Source organism: Bacillus sp. JZ105 (assembly GCF_053903125.1).
On sequence record NZ_CP096387.1, the window covers coordinates 1,010,765 to 1,032,289 of the forward strand.

General features: G+C 41.4%; 21 protein-coding genes. 13 read left to right on the forward strand and 8 right to left on the reverse strand.

The features are described 5' to 3' along the window. Positions 1–14 precede the first annotated feature (14 nt). A complete protein-coding gene (locus M1D81_RS05040) occupies positions 15–371 on the reverse strand; it encodes a YtxH domain-containing protein (RefSeq protein WP_456265448.1) in 357 nt (118 codons plus the stop codon). A 128-nt stretch (positions 372–499) separates the two neighbouring features. Between M1D81_RS05040 and M1D81_RS05045 the strand changes: the two genes are divergently transcribed. Continuing rightward, a complete protein-coding gene (locus M1D81_RS05045) occupies positions 500–691 on the forward strand; it encodes a hypothetical protein (RefSeq protein WP_024425454.1) in 192 nt (63 codons plus the stop codon). Positions 692–944: 253 nt separating this feature from the next. Here M1D81_RS05045 and M1D81_RS05050 read toward each other — a convergent pair whose 3' ends face one another. The 3 genes from M1D81_RS05050 to M1D81_RS05060 all read right to left on the reverse strand — a co-directional run bounded on the left by M1D81_RS05050 (position 945) and on the right by M1D81_RS05060 (position 3,258). Continuing rightward, the gene (locus M1D81_RS05050) at positions 945–1,463 is read right to left on the reverse strand and encodes a tryptophan transporter (RefSeq protein WP_024425455.1); all 519 of its coding nucleotides are present in this window, start codon (positions 1,461–1,463) and stop codon (positions 945–947) included. 127 nt (positions 1,464–1,590) lie between these two features. Next, positions 1,591–2,670 (reverse strand): 3-phosphoserine/phosphohydroxythreonine transaminase, encoded by a 1,080-nt coding sequence (gene serC, locus M1D81_RS05055; protein WP_456265447.1) that lies wholly within the window; start codon positions 2,668–2,670, stop codon positions 1,591–1,593. Positions 2,671–2,829: 159 nt separating this feature from the next. Then, entirely contained in the window at positions 2,830–3,258 is a 429-nt protein-coding gene (locus tag M1D81_RS05060) for an HIT family protein (protein ID WP_456265446.1), read from the reverse strand. A 486-nt stretch (positions 3,259–3,744) separates the two neighbouring features. On the opposite strand from M1D81_RS05060, the gene M1D81_RS05065 reads away from it, so the two are divergent. Genes M1D81_RS05065 through M1D81_RS05075 form a run of 3 tightly spaced genes read left to right on the forward strand, consistent with a single transcriptional unit; the run spans position 3,745 to position 6,450 of the window. Further along, positions 3,745–4,485 carry an ABC transporter ATP-binding protein gene (locus M1D81_RS05065; protein WP_073979228.1) on the forward strand — a complete coding sequence of 247 codons (741 nt, stop codon included), beginning with the start codon at positions 3,745–3,747 and terminating at the stop codon, positions 4,483–4,485. Next, the gene (locus M1D81_RS05070) at positions 4,478–5,698 is read left to right on the forward strand and encodes an ABC transporter permease (RefSeq protein ID WP_456265445.1); all 1,221 of its coding nucleotides are present in this window, start codon (positions 4,478–4,480) and stop codon (positions 5,696–5,698) included. Before M1D81_RS05065 ends, M1D81_RS05070 begins: the two co-directional genes overlap by 8 nt. Before the next feature lie 44 nt (positions 5,699–5,742). Then, the gene (locus tag M1D81_RS05075) at positions 5,743–6,450 is read left to right on the forward strand and encodes an EcsC family protein (protein ID WP_456265444.1); all 708 of its coding nucleotides are present in this window, start codon (positions 5,743–5,745) and stop codon (positions 6,448–6,450) included. A gap of 27 nt (positions 6,451–6,477) precedes the next feature. Here M1D81_RS05075 and M1D81_RS05080 read toward each other — a convergent pair whose 3' ends face one another. Next, positions 6,478–7,665 carry a M20 family metallopeptidase gene (locus M1D81_RS05080; RefSeq protein WP_456265443.1) on the reverse strand — a complete coding sequence of 396 codons (1,188 nt, stop codon included), beginning with the start codon at positions 7,663–7,665 and terminating at the stop codon, positions 6,478–6,480. Between the two features lie 148 nt (positions 7,666–7,813). Between M1D81_RS05080 and M1D81_RS05085 the strand changes: the two genes are divergently transcribed. Next, positions 7,814–8,101 (forward strand): hypothetical protein, encoded by a 288-nt coding sequence (locus tag M1D81_RS05085; protein WP_225315487.1) that lies wholly within the window; start codon positions 7,814–7,816, stop codon positions 8,099–8,101. Positions 8,102–8,165: 64 nt separating this feature from the next. On the opposite strand, the gene M1D81_RS05090 is transcribed toward M1D81_RS05085, so the two are convergent. Further along, entirely contained in the window at positions 8,166–8,651 is a 486-nt protein-coding gene (locus M1D81_RS05090) for an antibiotic biosynthesis monooxygenase family protein (RefSeq protein WP_456265442.1), read from the reverse strand. A gap of 127 nt (positions 8,652–8,778) precedes the next feature. Here M1D81_RS05090 and M1D81_RS05095 point away from each other — a divergent pair, with 127 nt between their 5' ends. The 7 genes from M1D81_RS05095 to M1D81_RS05125 all read left to right on the forward strand — a co-directional run bounded on the left by M1D81_RS05095 (position 8,779) and on the right by M1D81_RS05125 (position 18,823). Further along, positions 8,779–10,914: a transglycosylase domain-containing protein gene (locus M1D81_RS05095; protein WP_456265441.1), complete on the forward strand. Its 2,136-nt coding sequence runs from the start codon at positions 8,779–8,781 to the stop codon at positions 10,912–10,914. A gap of 125 nt (positions 10,915–11,039) precedes the next feature. Next, on the forward strand, positions 11,040–12,098 hold the full coding sequence (hemE, locus tag M1D81_RS05100) for a uroporphyrinogen decarboxylase (protein WP_456265440.1): 1,059 nt from the start codon (positions 11,040–11,042) through the stop codon (positions 12,096–12,098). 32 nt (positions 12,099–12,130) lie between these two features. After that, positions 12,131–13,069: a ferrochelatase gene (gene hemH, locus M1D81_RS05105; protein ID WP_024426557.1), complete on the forward strand. Its 939-nt coding sequence runs from the start codon at positions 12,131–12,133 to the stop codon at positions 13,067–13,069. A gap of 22 nt (positions 13,070–13,091) precedes the next feature. Then, the gene (hemY, locus tag M1D81_RS05110; RefSeq protein ID WP_456265439.1) at positions 13,092–14,504 is read left to right on the forward strand and encodes a protoporphyrinogen oxidase; all 1,413 of its coding nucleotides are present in this window, start codon (positions 13,092–13,094) and stop codon (positions 14,502–14,504) included. Positions 14,505–14,677: 173 nt separating this feature from the next. After that, a complete protein-coding gene (locus M1D81_RS05115) occupies positions 14,678–15,256 on the forward strand; it encodes a TetR/AcrR family transcriptional regulator (RefSeq protein WP_456265438.1) in 579 nt (192 codons plus the stop codon). 64 nt (positions 15,257–15,320) lie between these two features. Continuing rightward, positions 15,321–17,630: a YhgE/Pip family protein gene (locus M1D81_RS05120; RefSeq protein ID WP_456265437.1), complete on the forward strand. Its 2,310-nt coding sequence runs from the start codon at positions 15,321–15,323 to the stop codon at positions 17,628–17,630. A 143-nt stretch (positions 17,631–17,773) separates the two neighbouring features. Continuing rightward, positions 17,774–18,823 carry a M42 family metallopeptidase gene (locus tag M1D81_RS05125; RefSeq protein ID WP_456265436.1) on the forward strand — a complete coding sequence of 350 codons (1,050 nt, stop codon included), beginning with the start codon at positions 17,774–17,776 and terminating at the stop codon, positions 18,821–18,823. A 34-nt stretch (positions 18,824–18,857) separates the two neighbouring features. On the opposite strand, the gene M1D81_RS05130 is transcribed toward M1D81_RS05125, so the two are convergent. Beyond that, on the reverse strand, positions 18,858–20,147 hold the full coding sequence (locus tag M1D81_RS05130; protein WP_456265435.1) for a cation:dicarboxylate symporter family transporter: 1,290 nt from the start codon (positions 20,145–20,147) through the stop codon (positions 18,858–18,860). 339 nt (positions 20,148–20,486) lie between these two features. Continuing rightward, positions 20,487–20,624 carry a protein YhfH gene (gene yhfH / locus M1D81_RS05135; protein ID WP_008359029.1) on the reverse strand — a complete coding sequence of 46 codons (138 nt, stop codon included), beginning with the start codon at positions 20,622–20,624 and terminating at the stop codon, positions 20,487–20,489. 156 nt (positions 20,625–20,780) lie between these two features. Between yhfH and M1D81_RS05140 the strand changes: the two genes are divergently transcribed. Beyond that, the gene (locus M1D81_RS05140; protein WP_456265434.1) at positions 20,781–21,524 is read left to right on the forward strand and encodes an MBL fold metallo-hydrolase; all 744 of its coding nucleotides are present in this window, start codon (positions 20,781–20,783) and stop codon (positions 21,522–21,524) included. Position 21,525 lies beyond the last annotated feature (1 nt).

Genomic DNA, 21,525 nt, shown 5'->3' on the forward strand with positions numbered 1-21,525 from the left:
TTTTTGTGAGTATATTAGTTTTGTAAGGTTTTTTCCAGTTGTTTGAGCTTTTCCTCAATTTCCTGAATTTCCCTTTGTAAGTCCTGCTGATGAGGTTTGATTTCTTCGCGCCATTGCTGAATCGATGTTTGCAATTCAGACCCGACTTCTTTAATGACCTCTGCGCTTTCTTTTGCTGTTTCCACAATTTGCTCTTTTAAAGCTTGTCCATCTCTTTTTAATTTTGTCAGCGTATCTTCGAATTTGTCATAGCCGTCTTTCACTTTTCCGCGCACATCTCTGCCAGAAGAGGGAGTCGTCAGGAGCACTGCCGCACCTCCGAGGAGACCGCCTACAAATAATCCTGTTAATAAAGAACGTCCACTAGCCATTCAAATCACCTCTAGTCAAATTTTACACATTCGCATGTTCTCTCTGAGCTGATGATCAGCTTCATTGAACTTCCATACATAGCTTGCTTTATTTTAGCATACTTTTGAAGAAAAGGGAGGGGAGAAGGTTGTCTGTCTTTCTGTTCGTTTTTATGTGTATCGTCATCGTTTTTACAGGTGGTTCTATTCATTATGCAAGACAGCTTGGGTATGCAGGGTCTTATCCGCCAAAACATGTTTTAAAGCAAAAAGCACTTGTGTGTGCGGCTGGTGCAGGAATTTCGCTCCTCATTTTGCTGCTGACCCTTTTTCTTTTATAAAAGCATGAAAAAAACCTCTTCATCTATCATGAAGAGGTTCCAGCGTGTAGACAAACCCTCGCATTCTTTGTCAGTCCTGCGTGCTGGTGCTCACGAATATCAAATTCGCTCCGCGCCAGTACTCGTCCTTCCTAGACTTCAAAGGTTTTCTATCACGCTGAAAAGAAGACAAAGGGCTAAAATCAAGATCATTTTAGCCCTTTGTCAACAATCTGAAACCTCTTCATCTATCATGAAGAGGTTCGGTTATTCGTTAAGCAACTTCTATCATTCTTGCACGTCTCAGAATGGACTGAGCAATTGGGAAGACAAATACCATAGCGATGGTATTAATCACGGCTGCTGGCAGGACAACACCCACAAGAAGTGCCGGTAATGCAGCTGGCAGTCCAGTGATCAGTAAAGCGGCAGATAAGAAAATCACGCCGGATACGATGGTTCCAATCGCAGTTAATACAGCGGTCAGCACGACTTTGTTCTTTATCTTCAAGCAAGATAAGAAAAGGGCTAAGAAGATAAAGGCTGTCACTGGCTTATCAATCATATTCGGAATTTGTCCGCCTGGGAATCCCGTTGTTAATGCAGAAATGACACCAGTCACTAGCGCAATCACGACAACATGCTGTACCTTTGGGAAAAGGATGATGCTTAAAAACATCATGACCAGCATCATATCAGGTTTCATTCCGAAAAAGATGGGCGGGAAAATCGTATGCAAAACAGCTCCCATTGCTGCAAGCAATGACATAATCACTAATTCTTTTGTTTTCATTTCTATGCTCTCCTCTGCTAAGCTCTTATAGGACTCTCCAATAATATGGCTCATCATTTATTGCAAGAGTCATGACTTTATATTTCTCGTTATTATAACAAATTTATTTCCCTATAGAAAAGCCTTTTTACTCATTTTCTTGCTGGAACTTTTTCATAAAGTCCGCAAGCTTTTGGCAGTCTTCAATTGAGACCGCATTGTAAATAGATGCTCTGCATCCACCAACAGAACGGTGGCCGGCAAGTCCAACCATTTGCTCTTGCTTTGCTTTTTCCACAAAGGAAGAAGTAAGTGCCTCATCGCGAAGAGTAAAGGTGACATTCATATGCGAACGGCTGTCAGCGCGCGCATGTCCTTGATAAAAACCGCCGCTTTGATCAATGGTATCATAGAGAATGCCTGCTTTTTTTTCATTGCGTTTTTCCGCTGCTTCTACACCGCCAGCTTGTTTGACATGCTCTAGGACAAGTGACAGCATATAAATCGCAAAAGTCGGTGGTGTGTGATAAAGAGAGTTGGCTTTTGCGTGTGTTGAATATTTTAATATTTTCGGTGTGCTGCTTTTCTCTTTCTCTAATAAACGTTTGCGCGCAATCACGATCGTGATACCAGATGGCCCTAGGTTTTTTTGTGCTCCGGCATAGATGAGATCAAATGAAGAAACGTCTATTTTTTTGCTGAGAATATCACTGGACATATCCGCAATGAGCGGCAGTGACGTGTGCGGGAACGTTTTCCATTGAGTGCCGAAGATCGTATTGTTCGATGTGATGTGTAAGTAAGCACCATTTGTTAAGCCGGAAGCATCTACTTCTGGAATATACGAGTAGTTGTCATCTTCACTTGAAGCAAGTACAGATGTCTGACCAAACCCTTTTGCTTCTGACAATGCTTTTTCTGACCAAGCGCCTGTTTGAATGAAGTGAGCTGTTTCGCCTTCATGTAAGAAGTTCATAGGAATCATCGCAAATTGAAGACTAGCTCCGCCTTGTAAAAAGAGGACTTCATAATCTTCTGGAATGTCCATCAGTTCCACCAAAAGCGCTTTTGCTTTATTGTGGACTTCTTCATATTCACCGCTGCGATGAGAAAGCTCCATCACAGACATCCCAGTTTGTTTAAAATCAACAAGTTCTACCTGTGCTTTTTGAAGCACTTCTAGCGGCAGTGCCGCCGGACCAGCATTAAAATTCGTCGTTCGCTTCATCACAATCTCTCCCTATTTCTCGCGTTAATGGATCAAAAGATAAAACCATCCTATCACAAATTTGAAGCATTTGGACAAAAAATTTGAATCGTTCAAAATATCTTACTATTAAGAGATGGTAGCGGTGATAAGGGGTGAAAATAAGAAAAACCTCATCTGTTAAGATGAGGTAAGCCGCGTGTGGATGGCAGAAGAAATGTCTTTTAAATCCTCTGACGTGTATTGATCTTGATGTGATTTCCATACGGCACCAAAGCCATCGCCTTTTCCGTAGCGGGGAATGATGTGCATATGGTAATGGAACACCGATTGACCGGCTTTTTCACCGTTGTTGTTCAGGAGGTTTAGCCCGATTGGTTCAAATTCCTGTTTGATCGCCCTTGCAATTTTCGGAATCGCTTGGAAGTAGTGGTTAGACACTTCTGTTGTCATCTCATAGATGTTTTCTTTATGTATTTTCGGGATTACAAGGGTATGTCCTTTTGTTACTTGGCTGATATCAAGAAAAGCCAATACATGCTCGTCTTCATATACTTTTGCACATGGAATGTCTCCATCAATGATCTTGCAAAAAATGCAGTCGCTCACGCCATGTCACTCCTCATTATTTTTCCTTTATCGTATCACAAAAAGAAGCAAAAAAGAAAACAGGACAAGCGAACTCCTTTGGTCGCTCATCCTGCTCCTGCAGAAGAAATGCTGATGCTTTCATTCGAATGCCTTTTGAATTCTCTATTTACTGAAATAAAGAATTCATGTGCCTGCTATTTCTGCCGTAAACACCTCATTTGACGTTTTGGTTTGTCGTATACATATTGTATAGGACACAAAAATCAAGAATCAGTGAAGCAAAACAGAAGCTAAGGTTTTTAGATGAAAAACCAACTTGTCATGCGGTTCTTTGCCTTTAACAAACACCTCATTTACTTATTGGTCATCAAGTTCATTTCTTCTACATACATTATGATGACCAAAGCGTCTATTTTTTATTCATGACTCGTCTATAGGTAAACATTTCAAATTGTCATTCGTTTTTGTTACTATAAAGGAAAAAAGAAAGAAAGGAACGAATTCATGTCCCTTCTCACTGTAAAAGATGTAACGGGCGGATATACGAAGAATCCCGTTCTAAAAAATATTTCATTTGAATTAGAAAGAAATCAAATCGTCGGTCTCATTGGCTTAAACGGGGCGGGGAAAAGTACAACCATCCGCCATATTATCGGGCTCATGAAACCGCATAAAGGTGTCATTGAATTAAATGGACGAACCCTTCAAGACGATCAAGAGGCGTATCGTTCACAATTTACATTTATTCCTGAAACACCTGTTTTATATGAAGAATTAACGTTAAAAGAGCATTTAGAGCTGACAGCGATGGCTTACGGTCTATCAAAGGAACAATTAGACGAACGTCTGCCATCATTGCTGAAAGAATTTCGAATGGAGAAACGGCTGAAATGGTTCCCTGCTCATTTTTCAAAAGGAATGAAGCAGAAGGTCATGATTATGTGTGCATTCCTTGTGGAACCAGAGCTGTATATCATCGATGAACCGTTTTTAGGTCTTGATCCTCTTGCAATCAATGCACTGCTTGAACGGATGAATGCTGCGAAGAAAAGCGGTGCTAGTGTCCTGATGTCAACGCATATTTTGGCGACAGCTGAGCGCTATTGTGATTCCTTCATTATTTTGCACGAAGGGGAAATCAGAGCGAAAGGAACACTAGCAGAGCTGAGAGAACAGTTCAATATGAGAGATGCGACACTCGATGATCTTTATTTGGAATTAACAAAGGAAGAAAGCTATGAGTAAAACAACGCAGACCATTTGGAAATCAAGATTAGAGGAACACATACAAGAAACAAGAAAATACTTAAAATACATGTTCAACGATCATCTTGTCATTGTGCTCATTTTTTTCCTTGCAGGCGGAGCAAGCTGGTACAGCAGCTGGCTCAAACATATTCCAGCTCACTTCCCATCCTACTGGGTGATGGCAGTTGTTTTCTCATTGGTACTCACAAGCTCATACGTACGTACATTGATTAAAGAAGCCGATCTCGTGTTTTTGCTTCCTTTGGAAGGGAAGATGGAGCCTTACTTAAAACAAGCGTTTAACTTTAGCTTCATTTCTCAGCTGTTTCCTCTCATTGCTGTATCCATTGTCGCACTTCCGCTTTATTCGGCGGTGTCTTCAGGAGGCATCACGGGATATGTGCTGATATTGGCACAAATGATCTTGATAAAGGGCTTGAATACAGCCATTCAATGGAGAATGACTTATTTTCAAGGAAAACACGTGAGATGGCTCGATGCAGCCCTTCGTTTTTTATTAAATATGATGTTGATCTACACCGTCTTACAGGCAGCTTATGCGATTGCAATCGTTTTTTATCTTATCTATGGTGTCTATCTCGTCTACTTAACAAATGCAGTGAAAAAACAGCCTTTTCAATGGGAAATGCATATTTCTGATGAATTAAAACGGAAGCAGCGCTTTTATCGTTTGGCAAACTTATTTACAGATGTGCCTCACTTAAAGAAACAGGTGAAAAGAAGAGCATACATGGACTGGATGTTGAAGTTTGTTCCTTATGATCAGCGTAAAACTTTTTCTTATATGTATGTGAGGGCGTTTGTACGCTCAAATGACTATTTTGGTCTCGTGTTTAGATTAACGGCCGTGTTTGTCCTGATTATTTTGTATACAGGTGCAGCAGGCTGGGTGGGTGCGTTACTCGTCTTGTTCACAGTATTTATCACAGGTGTACAGCTTGTGCCGTTAACGAAGCACTTTGCTCATCTTTCATTACAGGCACTTTATCCAGTTTCTCAAAAAGAAAAGGATCGAAGCTTTTTTGTTCTCGTCCGTAATGTGCTCATCATCCAATCGATATTGCTGAGCTGTGCGGTACTTCCAGCAGGAGGCTGGCAGGGAAGCGGACTTGCCTTTCTCATTTCTGTAGCGTTTGTGCTTGTCCTCTTTAAGCCTTACGTACAAAGCAGGTTAAAAAAGATGAGATAAGTGGAATTACAGCGAGCGTATGATGACATCAAGGAGGGGACCGGATGAATGCAGCTGAATGGGAGTTGTATGAAGAAGCCATTCTTTTTCAAACACGTTTTTTAAGAAAACCTTCAAAGATCGAACGGTTTTCAAAAGGAGTTCAGCAGCAGGTGAACCGCCGAATTCCTGCCAGGTTTCATCAAGTCATCACAAGTGCAGTCAAAACAATGGTTGAATCCACCGTATCAGGATCACACTTTACTTCATTTTCAGTGATTGATGAACAATTATCGATTGTAGAACGAAATGAACTGGCAAAGGATAAAGTGAAGTATTACCAAAAGGCGGCTGCTATCGAAGGGGTTGGAACAGGTGCAGGCGGTTTATTCCTCGGAATGGCAGACTTTCCGCTGCTGCTGAGCATAAAGATGAAATGTCTTTATGAGCTGGCGAGTATTTATGGCTTTGATTTATCTCAAAAGGAGGAAAGACTCTTTTTGCTCTGTATATTTCAGCTCGCCTTTTCCAGCAGTGCCCATCGTCAAAAAATGATGAAGATCATAGATGATTGGGAAACGAGCCGCGAGGAAATGGATTGGTACAGCTTTCAGCAGGAGTATCGAGATTATATTGATCTTGTAAAGCTGTTTCAATTAATGCCGGTCGTCGGAGCCGCTGTTGGCGGGGTGGCAAATCATCAGCTGACAGGACAGATCGGAGAGGTTGCACGCCATGTGTTTCACTTGCGAATATTGAAAGAAATGAAATAGAAAAGCCGCTGATGACAGCGGCTTTTTTTATTCATTGTAGGAAAGAACGGCGTTAGCGAGTACCTTTGCTGCGATAGGCATTGCTTTTTCATTGATATCGAACTTTGGATGATGATGTGGATACACGTCCTGGCTGTTTTCCGGCATGGCGCCTGTGTAGAAGAAGGTACCAGGAACATGCTGAAGGTAGTAAGCAAAGTCCTCTCCGCCCATTTGGGTTTCCGCTTCTTTTACTTCTGTGACACCTTCTGTCTGGTTTGCGATGCCAGCAATATATTCAGTCGGCTTTGGATGGTTTTTGACAGCAGGGTATCCTCTTACGTATTCATATGTGTAGGCAGCATCATGCATCTGGCATACCCCTTTTACCACCTGTTCAATTTCTCGTTCGATAATATGCCGTGCACTTTCTTCAAAGGATCGTGCAGTACCCGTTAAAACAGCTGAATCTGCAATAACGTTAAAGGCATTCTCCGCTACAAAACCTCCAACAGAAACAACAGCAGAATCAATTGGATTGACTTTACGTGCAACGACTTGCTGCAGGTTTGCGACGATTTGTGAACCGATGAGTACGGCATCTTTTGTTAAATGAGGCATGGCGCCATGTCCGCCTTTCCCTTGGACTTGAATGGAGAAACGATCGGCCGCTGCCATAAAGTTCCCGCTTTTATAAAGAATCGTGCCACAAGGCTCTGAAGACCAAAGATGCGTACCGAATATCACATCGACACCGTCTAAACAGCCGTCTTCAATCATTGGTTTTGCACCGCCGGGAGCATATTCCTCGGCATGCTGATGAATGAGGACGATCTTTCCTTTTAATTGATCACGATGCGTATGCAAGACTTTTGCTAATACAAGCAGTGTTGCAGTATGCCCATCGTGACCGCACGCATGCATCACACCAGGCTTTGTTGATTTGTAAGGTACATCTTTTTCATCGTGGATGGGAAGTGCATCAAAATCAGCTCTGAGGGCAATGGTTGGTCCCGGAGAAGCTCCTTCAATAAAAGCGAGTACGCCATGACCGCCCACCTTGGTGCGCGTAGGTATTTGTAAGGTATCATAGTAGCTGGCGATGAAAGCGGCTGTTTCTTCTTCCTGAAAAGAAAGTTCAGGATTCATATGGAGATGGCGTCTAATTTCAACCATTTCCTCATAATGTTCATCAAGACGTTCATTGATGCTTTTTTGTAAAGTGGATATTGTCATTGAATCGAAAACCTCCTTCATGCTCTTTTACTGATTGTATGGTAATTGTTAGAATCTTTCAACAGAAGAGGATTTCGTGGTCAGTATCAAAAGGTCATTTTACATAAAAGTCGAAGTTGATATGAAGCAGGGAAAGGGAGGAGTAGTGTTGGGAAGCTGTCCAAATTGTTCAAAAACATTTTCTTTCGTCGAAAAGTTTCATTTATCACATACGAAAATGATGATGTGTCCAAGCTGCCGGCATCAAATCAAAGAAACATTTGTCTCAAAAATGAGTTTTTTTATGATCTGCTTGATTCCGCTATTGGTGCTGCTGATTCAATTGAAAGGTGCTTCACCTATGCTGAAGTGGCCGGTCTTATTAGGTTGGATATTGCTGAATTTCTATGTGCTTCAGCCGATCATTCATCGGTACGAGCTGAAATCAAGTTCATAAAATGAAGAGCCCAGGCGACTGGGCTTTTTTGATGAAAAAAAGAAGTGCTGAGAGCAGCACTTTCTTAATTGTCTGTGACGGCATGGTAGGATGTGAGGTAAGCTGGACGAGAGAAAATGGAGCCTGTATCCTCGTGTGTCTGAAAGAATGCTTCTGATTCTTGAAAGTCTTGAAATAAGTCCTCTGATTCCCAAAGTGTCAAAATCAAATAAACTTCTTCATCTTTTTGAGGTCTTAACACACGAATAGCCTGGAAGCCGCGCTGATGTTCTGAGATGTTCGTCTTTTTCTGAAAGGTGGATTCAAACAGTGCTCTGCTTTCAAGCTTCACAGGGATATGATTCAAGGTGATGAAACCGGATTGGACAAGCTCGCCTTTCGCATAAATCACATCATAGGCATGAGGGGCTTTAAATACAGTCTCACCCTCCGTTTCATGAAAAAGGGCTGCTTGTTCTTTTCCGACCATATAAAGCAGATTTTCCAGATGGTGTTTCTTTGCGATTTTATGCAAAAAATCTGGTGTTCCATATGTAATATAGAAATTCATCTAAACCGCCTCCTGCTTGATAGTATAACAAAAGAATGATATATAATTCTTTGGCAGTCAATCCATAAAACATATTATGAAGCAATACATCCCATACTATCCGTATAAAGGAATGAGGTGACCTAATTTGAAGAAAAAGAAGATAATCATTCCATTAGTCATTGCAGGAAGTACAATCGTACTCTCATTTATTGGCTATCTGACGATTTTATTTTTAGGACATTATGTCATAGATGAAAAGAAGCTTGTTTTTCACGCTTCTTCCAAAATCATTGATCAGAATGGAAAAGAACTCACAAGCATGTATTCAGAAAATCGGGACCCTGTGTCATTAAAAGAGGTGCCTGATAAAGTAGCAAAAGCTTTTGTGGCTGTCGAGGACAAGCGTTTTTATGAGCATCACGGGATTGATGCACAGTCTATTTCAAGGGCGGTTTATCGAGATATATTAGCAGGAGGGAAAGTAGAGGGCGGCAGTACAATTACCCAGCAGCTCGCAAAAAATATTTTTCTCACAAATGACAAAACCTTTCTTCGAAAAACGAAAGAAGTCATTATTGCCATTAATTTAGAGAGAGATTATTCAAAGGATAAGCTGCTAGAAATGTATTTGAATCAGCTTTACTTCGGCCATGGTGTTTATGGTATTCAGGCAGCAGCCAATTATTATTTTAGTAAGGATGTCAAAGATTTAACGGTCAGCGAAGGTGCCACACTCGCTGCGATGCCAAAGGCACCATCTTCTTACTCGCCTGTTTTACACCCTGATAAAAATAAACAGAGGCGGGACACCATCCTGAATTTAATGAACGAACAAGGATATTTGTCTTCAACAGAAACAGTAGAAGCAAAAGGAAGAACACTAGGCATTCATTTAAAAAAGAAATCAGAAACGCCTTGGGTGGACAGCTATGTTGACCTCATTATTAAAGAAGCAGAATCAGAGTATGCCATTTCGCATGAACAATTGCTTCAAGGCGGCTATACCATTACAGTTCCGATTGATATGAATCTGCAAAAAACCGCTTATGAAGCGATGAAGAACAACCGTTATTTCCCGGGAAAAAGCGGTTCTTCGGAAGGCAGCGCCGTATTCATTGATAACGATTCTGGTGGAGTGAAAGCAGCCATCGGGGGACGAGAATATCAGGCGAGAGGCTACAACAGGGTGACAGCTGTTAGGCAGCCGGGATCTGTTTTTAAGCCGATCGCGGTCTACGGTCCGGCAATGCAGGAGAAAAAATTCAGACCTTATTCACTGCTTGAAGACAAAGAAAAAAGTTATGACGGCTATTCACCAAAGAATTACGATGGGCAGTATGAAGGCAGGGTCACAATGGTGGAAGCCCTCATGAAAAGTAAAAATACCGCTGCGGTGTGGACATTAAGCCAGCTGGGCATTGATACGTCGAAATCATATCTCGAGAAAATGGGGATAGATATCTCGGATAAAGGTTTAGCTATTGCGCTGGGCGGATTAGAAAAAGGAGTTTCTCCATTACAGATTGCTGGAGCCTTTCATACATTTGCAAATGAAGGCGTATATAAAAAGCCTTTCTTTATTCAAAAAATCACCAATGATGAAGGAGAAACTGTAGAAAAGAATCGTAGTCAGCAAGAACGAGTATTGAGTGTGCAGAATGCTTGGAATATGACAAGAATGCTCCAGCAAGTCGTCAAAGGCGGAACAGCCCAGAGCGGTTCATACGCTGGAGATTTAGCAGGTAAGACAGGTACGACCACATATTCGGGTGTGAAAGGTGCAACAAAGGATGCTTGGTTTGCCGGCTATACGCCTAGTACAACGGGTGCAATTTGGATGGGGTATGACAAAACGGATAACAGCCACTATTTAACTGGAGGCAGTCAATACCCGGTGCAGCTGTTTAAAGATATTTTAACAGCAGCTCAAATCACCAATGAAACGTTTGAAAAACCAGAGGGGATTAAAGAGCTCGAGTCGCCCATCCATTTAGAGGGACTATCAGGATTTGAAGCCCGCTATGCGTTTAAAATTAAAGGATTGTTTACATTAGAGCTGTCTTGGGACGATCAGGAGGATAAACGCGTTGAATACCGCATCTATGAAAAGAGAAATGGAAGCGAGACGCTGATCGACACAGTGACAGGCGAGGGCAGCTATACGATGCCGTATGCCAATGTGTTTTCAAATGCAGAGTATAAGGTTGTTCCATATAATACCCAAACGCAAGAAGAAGGCGAAGGCAGTCCATATGTTAAGCCAGAGGCTTTTGGACGTTAATATTCGGCGATTTTTTGAACAATGAGCCGCTTTAGTATACCGTGCCTTGAAAAAGCGGTATAGTAAAAGCAGGTTTGAGCCTTGTACAAAAAGAGAGTATAAGGCGAAAGGTGGAATGAAAGGTAATGGGAAAAACGAAGGTTTTTAATGACACGTTCTTAAAGGCGTGTAAAGGGGAAAAAACAGACCATGTACCAGTTTGGTATATGAGACAGGCAGGACGCTCACAGCCTGAATATCGTGCCCTTAAAGAAAAATACGGGCTATTTGAAATTACGCATCAGCCAGAATTATGTGCTTATGTAACAAGACTTCCTGTAGAACAATATGGTGTAGATGCCGCTATTTTATATAAAGATATTATGACCCCGCTTCCGGCTATTGGAGTGGACGTTGAAATTAAAAATGGAATTGGACCTGTGATTGATGCACCGATTCGATCTAAAGCAGATATTGAACGTCTTGGGGAACTTCATCCTGAAGAAGACCTGCCATATGTGCTTGATACTATTCAGCTTTTAACAAAGGAGCAGCTGAATGTTCCACTTATCGGTTTTGCTGGCGCACCATTTACGATGGCAAGCTATATGATTGAAGGCGGTCCATCTAAAAATTATCATAAAACAAAGGCGCTGATGTACAGTGATCCTGAGGCGTGGATGCTGCTCATGAACAAGTTAGCTGATATGACGATCACGTATATACGCGCGCAGGTAAAAGCCGGGGTCAGTGCATTTCAAATTTTCGACTCATGGGTTGGCGCTTTAAATGCAGCAGATTACCGGACATTCATTAAGCCCGTCATGCAGCGAATTTTCACAGAGCTGAAGTCTGAAAATGTCCCAATGATCATGTATGGAGTTGGTGCAAGCCATTTAGCGAAAGACTGGCATGACCTGCCGCTTGATGTGGTTGGACTGGACTGGCGTATGAGTGTAGACGAAGCAAGAAAAGAAGGACTCACAAAAACGTTGCAGGGGAACCTTGATCCAACCATCTTACTGGCTCCTTGGGAAGTCATTGAAGAGAGAGCAAAAGATATTTTAGATCAAGGAATGAAATCAGATTACTTTATTTTTAACTTAGGTCATGGGGTATTTCCTGATGTTTCACCAGATACGTTAAAGAAGCTGACAAGTTTTATTCATGATTATTCAGCGAAACATAAAAAATCATCCATCTAAACTATTTCAAATGATCTGAAGGAGTGTTGGTTGTGGAGAAAAAGAAAATGGGACTTCTTGTCATGGCATATGGCACCCCATATAAAGAAGAAGATATTGAACGTTATTATACACATATCCGCAGAGGCAGAAAGCCGGAGCCAGAGATGCTGCAAGATTTGAAAGATCGCTACAAGGCAATTGGCGGTATTTCTCCTTTATCAAAAATTACCGAACAGCAGGCAAACGGTTTGTGTGATCATTTGAACGACATCCAAGACGACATTGAATTTCATGTCTACATTGGATTAAAGCATATTGAGCCGTTCATTGAGGATGCAGTTGCAGAGATGCACAAGGACGGCATCACAGAAGCAGTGAGTATTGTTCTTGCACCGCATTTTTCAACCTTTAGCGTGAAATCGTATAACAAGCGTGCACAAGATGAGGCAGACAAGCTTGGCAATCTGAAGATTACGTCTGTGGAAAGCTGGTACGATGAGCCGAAGTTTGTGGACTATTGGGTGAAACAAGTGAAGGATACGTATGCATCGATGAGTGAAGAGGAAAGAGAATCAGCCGTACTCATTGTGTCTGCACACAGCCTTCCTGAGAAAATTATTGCAGCAGGAGATCCATATCCTGATCAGCTCGCACAATCTGCCAAAATGATTGCAGAAGGTGCGGGAATTGAACATTATGAAATTGGCTGGCAAAGTGAAGGCAACACGCCTGATCCATGGCTTGGACCAGACGTTCAAGACTTAACACGGGACCTATTCGAACAAAAAGGCTATAAAACGTTCGTATATGTGCCTGTTGGGTTTGTCGCTGACCATCTTGAAGTGTTATACGACAACGATTATGAATGTAAAGTCGTGACAGATGAAATCGGTGCTGCCTACTATCGTCCAGAAATGCCAAATGCGAAACCAGCATTTATTGATGCTCTCGCAACTGTCGTATTAAAGAAGCTTGACGAAAGCAAGTAATTATATAAAAGAAGGCGATCCTATGCATGACAATCAAAAACACCTTGTCATCATTGGCGGTGGCATCACTGGATTAGCCGCCGCCTTCTATTTGGAAAAGGAAGTCGAAGAAAAAGGTCTTCCCATTCAAATATCTCTTATTGAAGCGAGCCCTAGGCTAGGTGGAAAAATCCAAACATTATATAAAGACGGCTACATCATTGAACGTGGACCTGATTCATTTTTAGAAAGAAAGGCCAGTGGACCGCAGCTGGCGAAAGATGTGGGTCTTGCAGATCAGCTCGTCAATAATGAAACAGGGCAGGCATATGTACTAGTCAATGAAACCCTTCACCCAATGCCAAAAGGCGCTGTGATGGGTATTCCAACTCAAATCAGCCCATTCATCACAACCGGTCTTTTTTCAGTTGCAGGAAAAGCGAGAGCTGCAATGGATTTCGTCTTGCCAAAAAGCAAGCAGACAGAAGATCAGTCGCTCGGTGAATTCTTTAGAAGACGTGTCGGTGATGAGATAGTTGAGAATCTAATTGAACCTCTGCTATCAGGCATTTATGCAGGTGACATTGACCGCCTCAGCTTAATGTCCACCTTCCCGCAGTTTTATCAAACAGAACAAAAGCATCGCAGTTTGATTCTTGGGATGAAAAAATCACAGCAGCATGCGAAAGCGCAGCAAGTGACAGCGAAAAAACAAGGACAGTTCCAAACGATCAATCAAGGACTGCAAGCGCTTGTTGAAGCAGTAGAAAGCAAGCTCAAGCTGACAACGGTTTATAAAGGAACAAAAGTGAAGCAGATTGAAAAAACAGATGGGGGCTACGGTGTGCAGTTAGACAGCGGTCAAACGCTTTTGGCTGATTCAGCCATTGTGACAGCTCCGCATCAATCGATCTATTCCATGTTTCCAAAAGAAGCAGGGCTTGAGTACTTGCATGATATGACATCTACTTCTGTTGCAACGGTTGCACTCGGTTTTAAAGAAGAGGATGTTCATAATGAATATGACGGCACTGGTTTTGTCATCTCAAGAAACAGTGATTTCTCTATTACAGCCTGTACGTGGACGAACAAAAAATGGCCGCATACAGCTCCTAAAGGAAAAACGCTATTGCGTGCATATGTAGGGAAGGCTGGCGACGAATCAATTGTCGAACAGTCAGACCATCAAATCGTCAGCATTGTGCTGGAGGATTTGAAGAAAATCATGGATATTAAAGCAGATCCAGAACTGACGACAGTGACTCGCTGGAAGACGAGCATGCCGCAATATCACGTCGGTCATCAAAAAGCCATTTCGAACATGCGAGAAACGTTTAAGCAATCATATCCTGGCGTTTATATCACAGGTGCTGCTTTTGAAGGTGTCGGAATCCCTGATTGTATTGATCAAGGAAAAGCTGCCATTTCAGAGGCTGTATCTTATCTATTTTCATAAAACAAACTCCCTTTTCTATCGAGGAAAGGGAGTTTTTCATGCTCGAATAATTCAAAAAGAGTTGTGAATCATAAAAGTGAACAAAGTTGTTGCATCCGGAGAAAAGGATGTGGTATATTACTTTCTGTACTTAATGACCAAAACGTTCAAATAGTCATTTCGGGAGTGAGATCATGAGTGTTGATAGGAGACAAATGATTTTAGACGGGGCTACGAAGGCATTTACTCAATTCGGGTATAAAGCAACCACAATGGACCTTGTGGCGAAGCTTGCCAACGTCGGAAAAGGAACCATTTATACCTTTTTCAAAAACAAAGAAGAGCTGTTTGATGAAATTTTCACCTCCCTTTTAACGGAGATGAGGAAAATTGCGGATGAAGCAATGGATGAGGAGAAAAGTTTCTCTGAAAACCTTCACTTAGCACTCTTTGCAATATTGGATTTTCGAAAAAACCACCAGCTCACAATCAAAATCTTTCAGGAAAATGCGGAGCTTGGCACATCGGCGGTCAAGGAAATGATTGAGAAGATGGAGCAAATGATCATTCGCTATGTTAAAACGAAAGTAAAAGAAGCGATTGATAAAGGCGATATTAAGCCATGTGATCCTGAGTTGACTGCATTTGTGATGGTGAAACTATATATTGCACTTATTTTTGATTGGGAAAAGCGATACGAGCCTTTAACAAAAGAAGAGGTGGCCGAGTCGCTGGAGCTTTATGTACTCAAAGGACTTTTAGCAGCAACATAATTTTTTTTAAGTTCAAATGACCAAATTCTAAATTTAGTCATTCATCTATGGGAGGAAAACAGCAATGAATTTAATTCGGAATCAATGGAAAGACATTGTGACGAGTAAAAAACTACTGATCCCGATTTTAGCTGTCTTATTTATTCCGCTGATTTACAGCGGCATTTTTTTAAAAGCGTACTGGGATCCATATGGTACAGTCGATCAATTGCCTGTAGCGGTTGTCAACTTGGATGAAGGCAGTCATTATGAAGGGAAAACACTGCATGTCGGCGATGATTTAGTGAAGGAATTAAAGAAAAACGATAATTTCAAATGGAACTTTGTCGATAGTGAAGAAAAAGCCTTGAAGGGATTAAATAACGAGGATTATTATCTCGTCGTGGAAATACCAAAGGATTTCTCGAAAAATGCAAGTACAGTTCTTGATAAACATCCCAAAAAATCGAATTTGAAATATTATACGAATCCAGGCGCCAACTATGCGGCGTCACAAATTGCGAATAATGCCATTATCAAATTAAAAGATTCGGTTTCAAAGGAAGTCACAAAAAATTACGCAGAGGTCATTTTTGATAACTTCAAAACGATTGCAAAAGGCTTAGATCAAGCAAGCGATGGTGCGAAGAAAATTGATGAAGGAACAAAAAGTGCAAAAGATGGCAGTAACAAGTTAAAAGAAAATCTAGCAAAATTGGCTGAGGGAACGTTAACCTATAGCGAAGGTGTTCATCAGTTTGCTGGTAAAATGGGTGAACTGAATACAGGGGTACAAACTCTTGACAGCGGACTTGGCCAGCTATTAACAGGCTATCAGACCATTGATCAGAAATTTGGAGAGCTTGGTACAGGAATTGATACATTGACTGAAGGGTTAAACACAAGCCGTGAAGGTCATCAGCAGCTCGCTTCTAAAATGCCGCAATTTACAGCCGGCATTGAGCAGCTAAACAACAAAGCACAATCTTTTTCAGAAAAAATTGAAGCAGTAGAAAAAGTCTTGTCGTCACCAGAATTAGCCAATCTTGAAAAGATGGCGCCTAAACTCGATCAGGTGAAAAAAGACGCAAAAACGTTTAGTACAAAACTGGCTTCATTAAAAGAAGCGTTATCGAATCGAGATGCTAAAGTAAAAAGCATCATCCAAAACAGCTCAATGACAGATGAAGAGAAAAAGGCGGCAATGGATCAGCTTGACAGTCTGTCTAAAATCGAACTGCCTGATCTATCTGGACTTGAACAAAGCTTAGCGGCCTTGCAGGAACTGCCTGATGCAAGTGAGGTTCAATCTGCGGTTGCTTCTGCAAAAGCTCAGCTGCAGCAAGTCAAACAGCTTCCAAAGAAAACAGAACAGCTGTACACGTCTACAGTCGCGATACAAAATGCGATTGATCAAATGACAACTGGTACGAATCAATTGTATCAAGGTGCTCTGAAGCTTCAAACAGGTCAAGGCCAATTACAAGATGGTCTGCAAACAGCAAATGGAAAGCTTGAAACGGCGAAAAGCGGTGCGGATAAACTTGCCAATGGTTCAAGCCAGCTGAGCGCAGCGTTAAATAAGCTGGAAAGTGGTTCAACGAATATCCAAAGCAACACATCTAAGCTTGCTGAAGGCTCAAAATCACTCGATAAAGGATTGGGAGATTTAAAGAGCGGTACAGGTAAGCTGTCCGATAAATTAAAAAGTGCCGCTGATGAAACAGGAGAAATTGATGCGGGTCAAGACAATTACAATATGATTGCGAGTCCCGTGAAAACAGAAAATGATACAGCGAAAAAGATCGATAATTATGGTACAGGGCTCACACCTTATATTTTATCGATGGGACTCTTTGTAGGGGCTCTCATGCTCACTGTTGTATTCCCAATGAAAGACCCTGCTGGACGCCCTAGAAATGCGTTTGAATGGTTTTTCAGCAAATATAGTGTGCTCCTCTTTGTCGGTATCCTGCAAGCGGTCATTGTAAGCTCCATGCTCATCTTTGGGCTTGGTCTTGAGGTGGAAAGCCTCTGGCGCTTCTATCTCTTTGCGATCATCGTCAGTCTGACATTCTTGGCGATTATTCAGCTGCTGGCGACAACTATGGGGAACCCAGGACGCTTCATTGCCGTTATTATCTTGGTTCTTCAGCTCGCAGCAAGTGCTGGTACATTCCCGCTTGAGCTTGTGCCAAAATTCTTCCAAGTCATTCATAGTCTGCTTCCAATGACGTATACCATCAACGGATTTAGAACGATCATTGCAAGCGGTGATGACAGCTATTTATGGCACCAAGCAGCGATCCTTGGAACAGTTGCGATCATCATGATGGCGGCAACAACAGCATACTTTGCGTGGAACGTAAGAAAAATGAAACAAGACGAAGCTTAATCCATGAATCCTTTCTCTTTATAGAGGAAGGATTTTTCATTTGAAATTAGACATCTCGAACCTGAAGCGATATATTTTAAGAAGAGATGCTGAAAAAGGCATACATGGAAGGAATTGCTTTCAGATAAAGGAGGAAATGCCGAATGACCACTGAAGTAAACGAAACCGTTCAGCTGATTCAAAAGCTCGTATCAATCCCAAGTCCATCAGGAAATACAGAAAAAGTGATCGGCTTTGTTGAACGTTTTTTACAAGATTTGAATATTGAGATAAAACGAAATCGAAAAGGCGGATTAATTGCTACCATTAAAGGGACAGATGACAAAGAACACCGCATGCTGACAGCGCATGTTGATACGCTCGGTGCGATGGTTAAGGAAATTAAATCAAATGGACGGCTTCGTCTTGCACTCATTGGAGGCTTTCAATATAACTCAATTGAAGGCGAATATTGTGAAATTGAAACAGCATCAGGACATACATACACAGGGACTATTCTTATGCATCAAACATCCGTACACGTCTATGCGGATGCTGGAAAAGCGAAACGAAATCAAGAAAATATGGAGATTCGTCTCGATGAAAAGGTGAAAAATGCAGACGATGTCAAAGCACTTGGCATTCAAGTAGGGGACTTTATTTCATTTGATCCGAGAGTGGAAGTGACGTCTTCAGGGTTTATTAAATCAAGACATCTTGATGATAAGGCAAGTGTTGCGCTGCTTTTGCGGCTCATCCACCGGATTCAAAAGGAAAAGATCACATTGCCGCATACGACGCATTTCTTAATTTCCAATAATGAAGAGATTGGCTACGGCGGCAACTCGAATATTCCAGAAGAAACAGTGGAATATCTAGCTGTAGATATGGGTGCGATCGGTGACGGTCAATCAACAGATGAATACAGTGTATCGATTTGTGTAAAGGATTCGAGCGGCCCTTATCACTATGGATTACGCAAGCATTTAGCTGCATTAGCAGAAGAGAACAGCATTGATTACCGCCTTGATATTTACCCTTATTATGGCTCTGATGCATCAGCGGCCATTAGAGCAGGACATGATATCATTCATGGACTGATTGGTCCTGGTATAGATTCCTCGCATGCTTTTGAGAGAACACATGAAGATTCACTTGTCCATACAGCGGATCTCCTTTATCACTATGTTCAATCACCATTAATCACAGCATAAAAAAAGAACCCCCGATAGATGGGGTTCTTTTTGGTTAGCTTGAAAGCTGTGTTGGCTCAGGTGCCTCTTGTCCAGTCATCACACGATGTCCTTTTTCAGGGTCATACTGCCCTTCCCATTTAGACATGACAACAGCTGCAAGTGCATTTCCTGTTAAGTTTACAACTGTCCGCGCCATATCCATGATACGGTCCACACCTGCAATAAATGCAAGACCTTCAGCAGGTACACCGATCGTTCCTAATGTCGCGAGTAATACAACAAATGAAGTACCAGGAACGGCAGCCATTCCTTTAGATGTTACCATCAGTACAAGAACAAGTGTAAGCTGCTGGACGATCGTGAGGTCAATGCCATATACCTGTGCAAGGAAAAGCGCAGCAATGGCTTGATACAAGACGGAGCCGTCCAGATTAAACGTATAACCGATTGGGATAACGAACGAAACAATTCCTTTTGGACATCCGATGCGCTCCATTTTATCCATGACTCTTGGTAAAACTGTTTCAGAGCTGGATGTACTAAAGGCAAGAAGCATTTCGTCTTTCATGTAAGCAAGAAATCTGAAAATATTGACGCCAATCATCTTTCCGATAATTCCGAATACAACGATAAGGAAGAGTGCAAGCGCAAAATAAACAAGACCTACAAGTTTACCTAATGAAATAAGAGATTCAAGACCAAATTTTGATACGGTCACACCAATGAGTGCGAATACACCGAATGGTGCAGCTTTCATCACAACATTGACGACATGGAACATGGCATGTGATACACCTTCGAAGAAGGCGAGCACTGGTTTACCGCGTTCACCAATCGCTGAAATGCCAAGTGCAAATAGCACAGTGAAGAAAATAATCGCAAGCAAATCACCTTCCGCCAATGATTGGAAGAAGTTCGTTGGAACGATATGAAGGAACGTATCAGCAACTGATTTGCTGCTTTGCTCTTTTTCCGTTTCAACATACTGGCTAATATCTTGTTTTTCAGCATGTCCAAAGTCAACGCCTGCACCAGGCTGTACAAAGTTTGCAAGGACAAGACCAAGAATAATCGCAAATGTTGTGATAATTTCAAAATAAAGAATGGTTCTAAAACCTAGTTTCCCTACTTTTTTACCATCACCCGCACCTGCAACACCTAAAATTAAGCTGGATACGACAATTGGTATGACAATCATCTTGATGAGTCTTAAGAAGAAGTCTCCAATTGGTTTTAAGTATGTCTCGACACCTGGGTTACCGAAAAAGATTGCCCCAACAACGACACCGAGAATAAGACCGATTAGGATTTGAGTAGCCAATCCAAATTTTAATTTTTTCATAGATTTCCTCCCTAACATATTCATTAAAGGAATATTCCCATCATATTAAGTTTTAATATATGAATTAAAGTATAACTAAAATTAAAGAGGTTCGTCCACGATAAAATTATATTAAGAAAATACAAAATTGTTAGAAAAAATAGACATTTAGAACCCCCTTCATTGCTTCGAGTCAATAAAAAGTGTCTTCAGAACTAAAACTCATCATATGAAAATACTAAAAAACCCTTTTGTGACAGGGGTTTTACCTTTTTACCTATTTTTCAGAAAAAATAAAAAGCACTTTTGACTCCAACTGACGAAGGAGGAAAAAAGTGCTTTTTTATTCAATTTATTTCCTTATTTAAGATAACTTACTTGTGAGCATTCCTCACATTCATTACCATAACACTCGTGCTGTTCCATTAAATCATTTCCACATTTTGTGCATTTTTTTGAGGGCAAATTTCTAAAAAACTCTGTGATTTTTCCTAGCATTTGTCATCCTCCTATACGTTTTGTTGCTATTATTGTATTATAACAGATTAATAATTGTCAATCTGTTTTGTAACAATAGGCAGGAAGAATGCTTTTTTCATGAAAAATGGGTATATTGTAAGAAGGGGATTTTTAGAAAAGGAGGGAAAAATGACGATGAAATTAACCGTAATTGGATGCTATGGAGGGTTTCCGGCAGCTGGTGAAGCGACATCAGGCTACCTTTTTGAATCAAATGGCTTCAGGCTTCTTATAGACTGCGGAAGCGGTGTTCTTTCAAAGCTTCAGCAATACATTGATATAGAAGAACTAGATGCTGTTCTCCTTTCTCATTATCACCACGATCATATGGCAGATATCGGACCACTCCAATATGCGAAGCTAGTGGGATATCATTTAGGAAAAAGCAGCGGCCCGCTTCCGATCTATGGACATACTGGTGATCAAGAAGCATTTGGACGGCTTTCTGATGATGTACATACAAAGGCAAAGCCTTATCAGCCGGAAGAAGGGAGTCAACTCGGACCCTTTCAAATTGATTTTTTGAAAACGGTTCATCCAGCAGAATGCTATGCGATGAGAATTCAGGCAGAAGATGCTGTGGTCGTGTATACAGCAGACTCAAGCTATCAGGAGGCATTTATTCCATTTAGCAAGGGGGCAGATCTGCTCATTGCCGAAAGCAATTTTTACGCTGGACAAGATGGATCAGGTGCTGGACATATGAACAGTACGGAAGTAGGGAAGATTGCAAAGGAAGCAAATGTTGGAGAACTCATCATCACCCATCTGCCCCATTTTGGTCGTCATAAAGACCTAGTCAATGAAGCACAGGCGTTATATACTGGCAGTATACAGCTTGCCCATTCAGGGCTTAGATGGAACAAGGAAGGAAGATAGA